This window comes from Pseudomonas brassicae (genome assembly GCF_010671725.1).
Lineage (GTDB): Bacteria > Pseudomonadota > Gammaproteobacteria > Pseudomonadales > Pseudomonadaceae > Aquipseudomonas > Aquipseudomonas brassicae.
In genome coordinates this window covers 16267-29106 of the sequence record NZ_JAAHBU010000187.1, presented here as the reverse complement: position 1 = coordinate 29106, position 12840 = coordinate 16267, and the positions used below count along the sequence as shown (strand labels likewise).

5 protein-coding genes and 6 pseudogenes are annotated in these 12840 nt (G+C 64.6%); 6 read left to right on the top strand and 5 right to left on the bottom strand.

Annotated features, from left to right (window positions below; translation table 11 throughout):
* The 3 genes and pseudogenes from G3436_RS14570 to hmpA form a co-directional block, all read right to left on the bottom strand.
* Positions 1-492: pseudogene (locus tag G3436_RS14570) on the bottom strand (cytochrome ubiquinol oxidase subunit II); the annotation flags it as partial.
* 562 nt (positions 493-1054) lie between these two features.
* Positions 1055-1562: pseudogene (locus tag G3436_RS14565) on the bottom strand (disulfide bond formation protein B).
* Between the two features lie 198 nt (positions 1563-1760).
* Positions 1761-2942: an NO-inducible flavohemoprotein gene (gene hmpA, locus G3436_RS14560; RefSeq protein WP_163946134.1), complete on the bottom strand. Its 1182-nt coding sequence runs from the start codon at positions 2940-2942 to the stop codon at positions 1761-1763.
* A 155-nt stretch (positions 2943-3097) separates the two neighbouring features.
* On the opposite strand from hmpA, the gene norR reads away from it, so the two are divergent.
* The 4 genes and pseudogenes from norR (at position 3098) to G3436_RS14540 (ending at position 6849) form a co-directional block, all read left to right on the top strand.
* Positions 3098-4645: a nitric oxide reductase transcriptional regulator NorR gene (gene norR / locus G3436_RS14555; RefSeq protein ID WP_163946132.1), complete on the top strand. Its 1548-nt coding sequence runs from the start codon at positions 3098-3100 to the stop codon at positions 4643-4645.
* Between the two features lie 81 nt (positions 4646-4726).
* Positions 4727-5623 (top strand): annotated as a pseudogene (locus G3436_RS28560) (chemotaxis protein CheW).
* 180 nt (positions 5624-5803) lie between these two features.
* Entirely contained in the window at positions 5804-6109 is a 306-nt protein-coding gene (locus tag G3436_RS14545) for a hypothetical protein (protein WP_163946129.1), read from the top strand.
* Positions 6088-6849, top strand: coding sequence for a YkgJ family cysteine cluster protein (locus tag G3436_RS14540; RefSeq protein ID WP_163946126.1), 762 nt, complete (start codon positions 6088-6090; stop codon positions 6847-6849). Before G3436_RS14545 ends, G3436_RS14540 begins: the two co-directional genes overlap by 22 nt.
* Before the next feature lie 10 nt (positions 6850-6859).
* Here G3436_RS14540 and G3436_RS28950 read toward each other — a convergent pair.
* Positions 6860-7852 (bottom strand): annotated as a pseudogene (locus G3436_RS28950) (methyl-accepting chemotaxis protein); the annotation flags it as partial.
* Between the two features lie 306 nt (positions 7853-8158).
* Positions 8159-8440: pseudogene (locus tag G3436_RS28945) on the bottom strand (PAS domain-containing protein); the annotation flags it as partial.
* A 208-nt stretch (positions 8441-8648) separates the two neighbouring features.
* On the opposite strand from G3436_RS28945, the gene G3436_RS14530 reads away from it, so the two are divergent.
* On the top strand, positions 8649-9815 hold the full coding sequence (locus G3436_RS14530) for an efflux RND transporter periplasmic adaptor subunit (RefSeq protein ID WP_163946120.1): 1167 nt from the start codon (positions 8649-8651) through the stop codon (positions 9813-9815).
* Positions 9812-12821, top strand: a pseudogene (locus G3436_RS14525) (multidrug efflux RND transporter permease subunit); the annotation flags it as partial. The gene G3436_RS14530 and the pseudogene G3436_RS14525, both read left to right, overlap by 4 nt.
* Positions 12822-12840 lie beyond the last annotated feature (19 nt).

Sequence of the window (12840 nt, the reverse complement as noted above, 5' to 3'; positions counted from 1 at the left end):
ACGCGGAAGTTGACCGGGGTATTGGCCGGGAAGACGATCTTGTTTGACCGTGGCAATGCCCTGTTCCGGGTAGATGAACAGCCATTTCCAGTCCAGCGCGACCACGTCGATCTGCACCGGCTTCACGTCGGAATCCAGTGGACGGTACGGGTCAAGCTTGTGGGTGGAAATGTAAGTGACATAACCCAGGGCGATGATGATCAGCACCGGGATGGTCCATACGGCCACTTCGATCTTGGTCGAGTGCGACCAGTCGGGGGTGTAGGTGGCAGCCTTGTTGGAGGCACGGTATTTCCAGGCGAACGCGATCGTCATGAAAATGACAGGAATCACCACCAGCAACATCAGGCCGGTAGCGATCAGGATCAGGTTCCTTTGCTCAATGCCGACCTGGCCCTTCGGGTCGAGCAGGGTCCAGTTGCACCCACTGAGTAAAAGCATGCCTAAAAAGGGCAGAATGCCAAACAGTCTGGGGTAACGCTTTTTACTCATCTCACGACCTCTAGAGCAGCTTGCTTCAATGCAATTTGTGTTTTGGTCGCCAACACTTCGTCCTGCCAAGCGTCAGCATTTATGGGATCGAATACGGTCACGCCGGAATTCAGCTGCGGCTGCTCGGCAGAACCGGTGTAGAACGGTACTTATTGTTCTGACTTCGTAGGCAATCGGGCCTGTGTTCGGACCAATTCCATTTGGTGCGGAAAATCACGGGAGGGGGGTCAGCCCGGCATCGCCGCAGGCGATGCTCGTCAGAGTCACGAAAGGGGCCTGAGCTCCTTTAATCCTGCGACTCGCAAGCGGTGCCGAACGGAAATTGGGGGCGATTGTAGTGAGGTAAACCTGCCATTACTATGACTTATTGAGCAACAGTCTTTTACAGGAACTGCAACAATCAACCCTTCAAAATCAGTTTCGCGACAGTTTGTCGCACCCCTGGCAATAGACCTGAAACGCCCGTACGGCAAGGCGCGCACCTTGATTCAGATCAACACTTCTGCGACTTGCGCAGAATTCTCCGAGGGGCTGCGCACCTGCTTAAACACATGACTTTTGTCTAACCACGCCGGCGATTGCGCACAATGCCAAGCGGCACCAGCACTGCCGTCAGCACAAACGCCGCCAGGGCCCACTGTGCCAGCGACAACCCCCAGTACCGGCGGATAGGGTGTGGAACAGAAACCGTCGACCTGGAACACCAGCGGCAGCACCGACGCCAGCGGCAGGCCGTCGACAATCGGCTGCAGGGTGTCGATACCGCAGCTGACGGCCGGGTTGGCGAGGATATACACGTGATTGCCGGCAGCGGCGATGCCGCCGATGGCGCTGAGCACCACCAGTGCTTCGAACAGCGTAAGGCTGCGTTGCCCCGGCATGGCTGCGCCGATAAAGGCGAACAGGGCGATGAACAGCAGTGCGTAGCGTTGCAGGATGCACAACGGGCACGGCGCTTCCCCGAGCACGATCTGCATGTACAGGGCGCCGCCGATCAGGGCCAGGCAGATGATGCCCAGCAGTACCAGAAAGCGCCGTTCCCGATTCAGGCGCTGCGTTTGCTCGTTCATTCCCGTTCCCTTGAATAGATAGGTGGCTCAAGCCAGGGCGCAATTCTACACACCGACCATGACCACTGGGAGTGAAGGATAAACCGATTAAAAGAGAATTAAGGTCAAACGCTTCGCCGGCAACGCCGGCGCCTACAGGTTTTTTGTACGCCGCATGACCTGTGGGAGCTGGCTTGCCAGCGAAGGGGCCGTCACGCCTTATTCAAGGCTGGCAGCCGGCCCGAAGAACTCGTAGCGGCTCTGCTGCTCGGGCACGCCCAACCCCTTGAGGTGGCGCTTGACCACTGCCATGAAGCCCTTGGGCCCAAGGAAGTACGCATCCAGGTCACGCTCGACCGGCAACCACTGCCCCAACTGATCCTTGCTCAGCAGGCCCAGCGCGTCGGCGGGCGAGCTCACCCCGTCATCCTCGGCATAGCAGTAGAAGCGCTTGAGCTGTGGATGACGCGCCGCGCGCTCGTCGACCCAGTCGCGAAACGCATGCAACGCACCATTGCGCGCGCAGTGGATGAAATGCACCAGGCGCCCGCTTGCCAGTGCGGCATCCAGCATCGCCAGGGTTGGCGTAATGCCCACCCCGCCACTGATCAGCACCAACGGCTTGTCGCTGCTGGCCAAGGTGAAGTCGCCGGCAGGCGGGAACAGGTTCAGCGTATCGCCCACCTGCAAGTGCGCGTGCAGGAAGTTGGAAACCTTGCCGCCCGCCTCGCGCTTGACGCTGATGCGGTACTCGGCCCCATCGCTCAGCGCCGACAGCGAATAGTTGCGTCGGTGTTCTTCACCCTCGATCAGCACTTGCACACCCAGGTACTGGCCAGGCTCGGCCTTGAGCACCGGGCCGGCATCGACCGGCGCAAAGTGGAACGAGACAATCTCGCTGCTCTCCTGCACCCGTGCCGCCAAGCGGAATGCCCGCGCCCCGCGCCAGCCACCCGGCGCCTGGGCTTTCTGCTGATACAGGCCTTCCTCAGCCCCCATCAGAATATCGGCCAGCTGCTGGTAGGCCGCGCCCCAGGCTGCGATCACTTCAGGGGTGGCGGTTGCCTTGCCCAGCACCTCTTCGATGGCGCGCAACAGGCAACTACCGACGATCGGGTAATGCTCCGGCAGGATCTGCAAGGCCACATGCTTGTTGATGATCTGCCCCACCAACCCGCCCAGTTGCTCGAGCTGGTCGATATGCCGTGCATACATCAACACGCCGTTGGCCAGCGCACGCGGCTGATCGCCACTGGCCTGGTTGGCCTGGTTGAACAACGGGCGCACTTCGGGGTACTCGCTGAGCATCAGCTTGTAGAAATGCGTGGTCAGCGCCTCGCCGCCGCTTTCCAGCAGGGGCACGGTAGCTTTGACGATGGCACGGTCTTGGGCATTGAGCATGGGTGAACTCCTGGGCCTTTGGCTTCTAGATAATCTGCCTTGGCTCTTCCATAATTCGTGCCAGCTATTTAGTCCTTTTAAATCAAGTACTTAAAAACACATGAGTCAAAATGACCAAGAAGCTGCTAGAGTCATAAGGACTCTAAGGAGTCATTATGACCGCAAAACCTCTGCTTACCGCCCTGCTGCCGCTGGTCAGCGACCTGTCCCGCGAACTGCCCGAACGCGAGCGCTACCGCCGCCTGCTCGAAGCCATGCGGGCCTTGTTGCCGTGCGATGCCGCCGCGCTGCTGCGCCTGGACGGCGAGTGGCTGGTGCCGCTGGCGGTGGACGGCTTGAGCGCCGACACCCTGGGCCGGCGCTTCAAGGTCAGCGAACACCCGCGCTTCAAGGCGCTGCTCAGCCGCGCCGAACCCACCCGCTTTGCCAGCGACAGCGAACTGCCCGACCCTTACGATGGCCTGGTCGAAGGCCTGCACCAGCACCTGGAAGTCCACGACTGCATGGGTTGCCCGCTGTTTGTGGATGAGCGCCCATGGGGCTTGATCACTCTGGATGCACTCGACCCGGAACGCTTCCAGCAGGTCGAACTGGACGCCCTGCAAGCCTTCGCCAGCCTCGCGGCGGCCACCGTCAACGTGGCGCGGCGCATCGAACACCTGGCACTGCGCGTCGAGGACGAGCACCAGCGTGCCGAAATCTACCGCCAGGCCAGCGGCCAGCAGCACCAGGAACTGATTGGCCAGAGCCAGGCCCACAAACACCTGCTCGAAGAGATCCGCCTGGTAGCCAGCAGCGACCTGACCGTGCTGATTACCGGCGAGACAGGCGTGGGCAAGGAGCTGGTGGCCCAGGCCATCCATCACGCCTCGACCCGCGCCAACAAACCGATGATCAGCCTCAATTGCGCCGCGCTGCCCGACACCCTGGTCGAAAGCGAGCTGTTCGGCCATGTGCGCGGTGCCTTCACCGGCGCCGTCGGCGAGCGCCGTGGCAAGTTCGAACTGGCCAACGGCGGCACACTGTTCCTCGACGAGGTGGGCGAACTGTCGCTGAGCGTGCAGGCCAAACTGCTGCGCGTACTGCAAAGCGGGCAATTGCAGCGCCTGGGCTCGGACCAGGAGCACCAGGTGGACGTGCGCCTGATTGCCGCAACCAACCGCGACCTGGCCGAGGAGGTACGCACCGGGCGCTACCGTGCCGACTTCTACCACCGCCTCAGCGTATACCCGCTGCGGGTGCCGGCGCTGCGCGAGCGCGGGCGCGACGTGCTGCTGCTCAGCGGCTACTTCCTGGAACAGAACCGCTCGCGCATGGGCCTCAACAGCCTGCGCCTGAGCGCTGCAGCGCAAGCGGCGCTGCTGGCATACGCCTGGCCCGGCAACGTGCGCGAACTGGAACACCTGATCGGGCGCTCATCGCTCAAGGCGCTGGGCCAGCACCGCGAACGGCCAAGGATCCTCACCCTGGAGGCCAGCGACTTCGACCTGCCGGGGGCCGCCCAAGCGGCGCCCGCCAGCGCTGTCGCAGCGCCCATGCCGGGGGTGTCGGGCGACCTGCGCCAGGCGCTGGACCTGTACCAGCGCCAGTTGATCGAGGCCTGCCTGGCGCGTCATCAGCACAATTGGGCCAGCGCTGCGCGCGAGCTGGGGCTGGACCGTGCCAACCTCAGTCGCCTGGCGCGGCGACTGGGGCTACGCTGAAGTGCAGCGCCACATTAAAGCCTGGCGCGGTCGGGTCGATAACCCGGCATCTCCCGTGTTCTATTTGCCCTGAAGGTGCCTATGGCCTCGCAAAATGCCCGCGCCGACTCGCTGTCGCTGCTGTTGTTCACCTTGCGCAGCGGCAAGCTGATGGCGATCAACCTGCTCAAGGTCAGCGAGATCATCCCCTGCCCGCCGCTGACCAAGCTGCCGGAGTCGCACCCGCACGTCAAAGGCGTGGCCACCTTGCGTGGCAACTCGCTGTCGGTGATCGACCTGTCGCGCGCATCGGCGAGCGGCCGCTGGAAGACCCCAACGGTGGCTGCCTGATCGTCACCGACATCAGCCGTACCAAGCAGGGCCTGCATGTGCAGGCGTGAGCAAGATCGTGCATTGCCTGAGCACCGACATCAAACCGCCGCCCTACGGGTCGAGCAGCAAGGCGTTCATCACCGGGGTGACCCAGGTGGACGGTACGCTGGTGCAGGTGCTGGACATCGAGAAAGTCATCCACGGCATCGCGCCGCCGCCGCGCGAGATGCACACCAGCGAACTGAACAGCGAGGATGCGGCGGTGCTGCAGGCCACCAACATACTGGTGGTGGATGACAGCCACGTGGCGCTGCAGCAGTCGGTACACACCTTGCGTGGCCTGGGGCTGGAATGCCACACCGCGCGCAGTGCCAAGGATGCCATCGCAACCTTGCTGGAGCTGCAAGGCACCGAGCAGGAGATCAACGTCGTGGTGTCGGACATCGAGATGTCGAGATGGATGGTTACGCGTTTACCCGGACCTTGCGTGAAACGCCTGATTTTCAGCATCTATATGTGCTGCTGCACACCTCGCTGGACAGCGCGATGAACAGCGAAAAGGCCAAGTTGGCGGGTGCCAATGCGGTACTGACCAAGTTCTCGTCGCCGGACCTGACCGACTGCCTCATCGTGGCGGCGCGTACTGTGGCGTATGCGGAGCACTGAGGTCTGCGGTCGAACTACCGAGGCTGGCAACGCCAGCCTTGGGGTTCGCCGCAGATCGCGGTAGTGTTTGGCGGGAAGCCCCTACAGAGGCCCGCCTGACAAACGCTGAAACGCTCCCGCTGCTGCAATAATCAATGCTCTGGCATAATCACCGACCTCTCCCCCGCCGAGCCGCCCGCCATGAAAACCCTGATCTTCAGCCTGCTGGCCCTGTTCAGCCTCGGTGCCCACGCTGCCAGCGACCAAGCCTGGGCCGAGCACGACAAGGCCATGACCAAGGCCTGCGTCGCCGCCAGCCAGTTCAAGGACGCGAAACCCGCCAGCACACCCGCCGAATTCGACGACCGCGTCGGCTACACCGCCCTGCTGGTCACCGGCCACTACCCGCAAAAGCACATGAAAAATCAGAAAGGCAGCGAACTCTGCCTGTTCGACAAGCAGCGTAAAGCCGCCTTCGTCACCGAATGGACACCCGTCAAACCGTGAACAGCGCTGCAACCTCCATTCAGTTCGATTGCACCGGCTGCGGCAAGTGCTGCAACGGCCACCACGTGCCCCTGACCCTCGACGAGGCCCGCCAATGGGTGGGCGACGGCGGCCAGGTGATCGTACTGGTAGAAGCGTTCCTGGCCAACGGCCTGGGCTTGCCCGCCGCACAGCGCGAGCACGCCATGCGGCGCGCCTGCGCCGTGCCCTGCGGCAGCACCCAGGCGCATGTGGCAATCACCTTCGCCGCGTTCAACCCCGGGGCCTGTCGCAACCTGGACGCCGACAACCTGTGCCGCATCTATGAACGCCGCCCGTTGGTGTGCCGCATCTACCCGATGGAAATCAACCCGCACATTCCGCTGCGCCCCGCGGCCAAGGACTGCCCCGGCGAAGCCTGGCAACGCGGCCCGGTGCTGATCCACGGCAGCCAGTTGATGGACCGCCAGCTCGCCGAACTGATCGAGCGCTCACGCCAGGCCGACCGCGAGGATATCCACACCAAGGCGCTGATCTGCCAGCAACTGGGCATCACCACCAGCGCACTCAAAGGCAACGGCTTCACCGCCTACCTGCCCGATACCGCTGCACTGGGCGCCGCACTGCTCGCCCCAGGCGACGGTGCGCTGGCGCCGTGGACTCTGCACGTGGTCGAGCCGACACTGGTGAATGACTTGCAGCAGGCCGGCGCGCAGGTCTGCAGCATTCCCGCCAGCCACTACAGCTTCATCGCCTTCTGAGCGGCACCGGCTAGCGGCGCTGCCAGAACTCCTCGGCCAGGCGGCGCAGGTCTTCGGCCAGCCCCGCCACGTCACTGGCATTGGCGTGGCCCCGCTGGCCGGCCACCACACTGTGTTCGCTGGCCTGGCGGATACTGATGATGTTGCGGTTGATGTCTTCGCTGACCAGGCTCTGCTGCTCCACCGCCGCGGCGATCTGCAGGCTCATCTCGCTGATCTGGTTGACCCGCTGGCTGATGCCGTCCAGCGCGCTGGAGGCCAACTGCGCCTGGTCCACGCTGTGCCCGGCATGCTCGCGACTTTGCTGCATGGCCTGTACCGCATCGCGTGCACCGCGTTGCAGGGCACTGATCATGCGCTGGATCTCGCCGGTGGATTGCGCCGTACGCTGCGCCAGGCCCCGCACCTCATCGGCGACCACCGCAAAGCCACGCCCCTGGTCCCCGGCTCGCGCCGCCTCGATGGCCGCATTCAGCGCCAGCAGGTTGGTCTGTTCGGCGATGCTGTGGATAACCGACAGCACGCCGGAAATTTCCGTACTGTGCCCTTCCAGGGTGTGGATAACCTCGGTGGCCGAGGCCAGCGCACCGGCCAGCTCCAGGATACTGCTACGGCTCTGGTCCACCAGTTGATGGCCAGTCTGCGTCGCGCCTTCAGCATGTTCGGCGGCCTCGGACGCCTGCTGCGCACTGCTGGCCACCTCGGCGACACTGGCCGTCATCTGGTTGATCGCCGCGGCCACCTGGTCGGCCTCACCCTGCTGGCCCAGCGTGGTGGTATGGCTGGTCTGCAGGTGGCTGGCCAGTTCTGCCGTATGCCCGGCCAGGCGTTGCGAGGTGTCGCCGATGCGCCCCACCACGGCGCCCAACTGGGCTTCGAGCATCAGCAGGGCAAATTCCACCTGGCCCACAGCGCCGCGCTTGCCGGTGTACAACTGCTGGCTCAGGGGATTGTCGGCAATGGCCTGAGCACGCAGGCGCAGTTGCTCGAAGGGGCGCAGCAACAGCGCGATCAGCAACCCGCTGAGGCCGCCGGCCACCCCCAGTTCCAGCAGGCCCTGCAGTGGCAGCGGCGGCAACAGCAGGCGACTGGTGCCCAGCACTGCGGCCAGCACCAGCGCGACGCCAAGCCCCAGTTGCACGGCAAGCCCCGGCACCGGCAGACGCTGCCACCACGCCACACGGCCTTCGCGCAGCCGCGCGTAGCAGCGCTCTGCCGCCTCGACCTGAGCGGCGCCGGGCTTGGTACGCACCGACTGGTACTCCACCGTCTGCCCGCCACTGGTGACCGGCGAGACAAAGGCACTGACCCAGTAATGATCGCCATTCTTGCAGCGGTTCTTGACCAGGCCCATCCACGAGCGACCGGCCTTGAGCGTCTGCCACATCTGCGCGAACGCCTGGGCGGGCATGTCGGGGTGACGCACGATATGGTGCAGGCTGCCGATCAGTTCTTCACGGGCAAAGCCGCTGACCGTGAGAAAGTCATCGTTGGCGTAGGTGAGCAGGCTGGTCAGATCGGTGGTCGAAAGGATATTCGCGTCAGCGGGATAATCTACATTGCGGCCGGTCACAGGCAGATTGCTCTTCATCGAAGCGCTCGCGTTTTTATAGGTGGAAGGTCGGCAGGGGGCAGACTCTACGGCGCAACATTCAGTAAAACCTTGATCCAGCGCAGACTATTGGCACTTGGCCATCTGTTGCTGACAGCGCGGACAGGTAGCGGTCACGCTGCTGACCGCCGGCAACGGCTATAAACTGCTGACAGCTTTCCATTTTCTGTTCTGGCGCCCTGCACGCATGCGAATTTCTAGCTCACGAGTGGTTTTGTTCGGCCTGGTCGCGGTTGCCGTGGGCCTGGCGCTGTACCTCACGGTGGGGCGCCCGAGCATCAGCCCGCCGGCAACACCACGGGCAGTGCCGGTCAGCGTGATCCAGGTGGTTCAGCAGGACGTGGCGCATTACCTGAGTGCGATCGGCGCGGTGCAATCACTGCACAGCGTGGTGATTCGCCCGCAACTCGAAGGTGTGCTGACCCGTGTGCGGGTCAAGGAAGGCCAATGGGTGAACCAGGGCGACCTGCTGGCCACTCTGGATGATCGCAGCATCCGCGCCAGCCTCGACCAGGCCCGCGCTCAACTGGGCCAGAGCCAGGCACAGTTGCAGGTGGCCGACGTCGACCTCAAGCGCTACCGCCTGCTGAGCCAGGACAACGGCATCTCGCGCCAGACCCTCGACCAGCAGCAGGCGTTGGTCAACCAGCTCAAAGCCGCCATTCTCGGCAATCAGGCCGCGATTGCCGCCGCCCAGGTGCAACTGTCCTATACCCAGATCCGTTCGCCGGTTACCGGCCGCGTCGGTATACGCAACGTCGACGAAGGCAACCTGGTGCGTACCAGCGACACCCTCGGCCTGTTCAGCGTCACCCAGATCAATCCGATTGCGGTGGAGTTCGCGTTGCCCCAGCAATGGTTGCCGACCTTGCAGGCGCTGGTGGCCGATGCGCAGCCGGCACCGGTCAAGGCCTACCTGGACGGCGATGGCGACAGCGGTGGGCTGCTGGGTGAAGGCCACCTGAGCCTGATCGACAACCAGATCGCCGCCAATACCGGCACCCTGCGCGCCAAGGCGATGTTCGCCAATGAGCAGGCACGCCTGTGGCCGGGGCAGTTGGTCAGCCTGAAGATCCAGACCCGTATCGAACGCAATGCGCTGGTAGTGCCGCCGGGCGTGGTGCAGCGTGGCATCGAGCAGCCTTTCGTGTACCGGGTCGAGGGCGACAAGGTCGCCTCGGTGCCGGTCAAGGTGCTGTACCAGGACAGTACCCTCAACGTGATCAGCGGCGTGGCGGTGGACGACACGCTGGTGGCCGACGGGCAATCGCGTCTCAAGCCCGGCGCACGGGTCGAGGTGCTGCCTGCCCCGCCAGTGGCCGACGAGGTCGCCCGCACCGGAGCGCAGCCATGAACGGGCGCAGCTCGATCAGCGCCTGGTGCATCGACCGCCCGGTCGCCACCCTGCTGCTGACCTTTGCCCTGGTACTGCTGGGCGTGGTGGCATTCCCGCAGTTGCCGGTGGCGCCGTTGCCCGAAGCAGACTTCCCGACCCTCCAGGTCAGTGCACAGTTGCCCGGCGCCAGCCCCGAGACCATGGCCTCGTCGGTGGCCACACCGCTGGAGGTGCAGTTCAGCGCCATCCCCGGCATGACCCAGATGACCTCCAGCAGCGCACTGGGCTCCACCAGCCTGATCCTGCAGTTCACCCTGGACAAGAACATCGACACGGCGGCCCAGGAAGTCCAGGCCGCGATCAACACCGCGTCTTCGCGCCTGCCGCAGGATATGCCCAGCCTGCCGACCTGGCGCAAGGTCAACCCGGCCGACAGCCCGGTGCTGATCATGACGGTCAGTTCCGCGCAGATGCCGGCCAACGAACTCAGCGACTATGCCGAAACACTGTTGGCGCGCCAGCTCAGCCAGATCGACGGGGTGGGCCTGGTCAATATCACCGGCCAGCAGCGCCCGGCGATTCGCGTGCAGGCCCAGCCGGAGAAACTCGCGGCCATCGGCCTGACCCTGGCCGACCTGCGCCAGTCGATCCAGCAGACCAGCCTGAACCTGGCCAAGGGCGCGCTGTATGGTCAGAACAGCGTGTCCACCCTGGCCACCAACGACCAGCTGTTCCACCCCGAAGACTACGCACAACTGATCGTCGCCTACCGCGATGGCGCACCGGTGCACCTCAAGGACGTGGCCACGGTCATCAATGGCGCCGAAAACGCCTATGTGCAGGCCTGGTCGGGTCACCAGCCGGGCCTGAACCTGGTGGTGTTCCGCCAGCCCGGAGCCAATATCGTCGACACGGTCGACCGCGTGATGGAGGCGCTGCCGCACCTGGAAGAGATGCTCCCGGCAGCAGTACAGGTATCGGTGTTAAACGACCGCACCCAGACCATCCGGGCCTCGCTGCACGAGGTGGAGCTGACCCTGCTGATCGCCGTGCTGCTGGTGATCGCGGTGATGGCGCTGTTCCTGCGCCAGTGGTCGGCCACCCTGATCGTCTCCAGCGTGCTGGCGGTGTCGCTGGTGGCGACCTTTGCGCTGATGTACCTGTTCGGCTTCAGCCTGAACAACCTCACCCTGGTGGCCATCGTCATCGCCGTCGGCTTCGTGGTGATGATGCGATCGTGGTGGTGGAGAACATCCACCGTCACCTGGAGGCCGGCGACAGCAGCCGCGAGGCCGCGATCAAGGGCGCGGGCGAGATCGGCTTCACCGTCATCTCGATCAGCTTCTCGCTGGTGGCTGCGTTCATTCCGCTGCTGTTCATGGGCGGCGTGGTCGGGCGCCTGTTCAAGGAGTTCGCACTGACCGCGACCTCCACCATCCTGATCTCGGTGGTGGTCTCACTGACCCTGGCGCCCACCCTGTGCGCGCTGTTCATGCGCCGCCCGCAGCACCCCGCGCACGCGGCACCGACCTTTGGCGAACGCCTGCTGGCCGGCTACGCGCGCCTGCTGGTCAAGGCCCTGGCACACCAGCGCTGATGCTCGGGCTGTTCGGCCTGACCCTGGCGCTGGCCATCGGCGGCTACGTGGCCATCCCCAAGGGCTTCTTCCCGGTGCAGGACACCGGCTTCATCCTCGGCACCACCGAGGCGGCAGCCGATGTGTCCTACCCGGACATGATCCGCAAGCACCAGGCCCTGGCCAAAATCATCGAGGCCGACCCTGCAGTGCGTGCGTTCTCGCACTCGGTGGGCGTCACCGGCAGCAACCAGACCATTGCCAACGGGCGCTTCTGGATCGCCCTCAAGGAGCGTGGCCAGCGTGATGTGTCGGCCAGCGAATTCATCGACCGGCTGCGCCCCAAGGTCGCCCAGGTGCCCGGCATGGTGCTGTACCTGCGGGCCGGGCAGGACATCAACCTGAGCTCCGGCCCCAGCCGCAGCCAGTACCAGTACGTGCTCAAGAGCAACGACGGCCGGCGCTGAACCTGTGGACCGAACGCCTGACCGAACGCCTGCGCGCCAACCCGGCGTTTCGCGACCTGTCCAACGACCTGCAACTGGGCGCCAGCGTCACCCGCATCGACATCGACCGCCAGGCCGCAGCGCGCTTCGGGCTGACCACCACCGACGTCGACCAGGCGCTGTACGACGCCTTCGGCCAGCGCCAGATCAGCGAATTCCAGACCGAGACCAACCAGTACAAGGTGATCCTCGAACTCGACGCCCGTCAGCGCGGCAAGGCCGAAAGCCTCAACTACTTCTACCTGCGCTCCCCGCTCAGTGGCGAGATGGTACCGCTGGCGGCGCTGGCGAAGGTGGCTGCACCGAGCACCGGGCCGTTGTCGATCAGCCATGACGGGCTGTTCCCGGCGGCCAACCTGTCGTTCAACCTCGCGCCAGGGGTGGCGCTGGGCGATGCGGTGAGCATCCTGGAGCGCACCCAGCGCGAGCTGGGCATGCCGGCGTCGATCATCGGCACCTTCCAGGGCGCAGCGCAGGCGTTCCAGCGTTCGCTGTCGAGCCAGCCGTGGCTGATCCTCGCCGCACTGGTGGCGGTGTACATCATTCTGGGCGTGCTGTACGAGAGCTTCGTGCACCCGCTGACCATCATCTCCACCCTGCCCTCGGCCGGCCTCGGCGCGCTGGCGCTGCTGTGGCTGATGGGCCAGGACTTCACCATCATGGGCCTGATCGGCGTGGTGCTGCTGATCGGCATCGTCAAGAAGAACGGCATCCTGCTCATCGACTTTGCCCTCGACGCCCAGCGTAGCCGCGGCCTGTCGCCAGAGGCGGCGATCCACGAGGCCTGCCTGACGCGGTTTCGGCCGATCATCATGACCACCCTGGCCGCCCTGCTGGGCGCCGTGCCGCTGATGCTCGGCGCGCGCCGGTGCCGAGCTGCGCCAGCCGCTGGGGATTGCCGTGGTCGGCGGGCTGCTGACGGTGCAGTTGTCGTCGGTGTTCATGCGTGTATGGCAGTGGC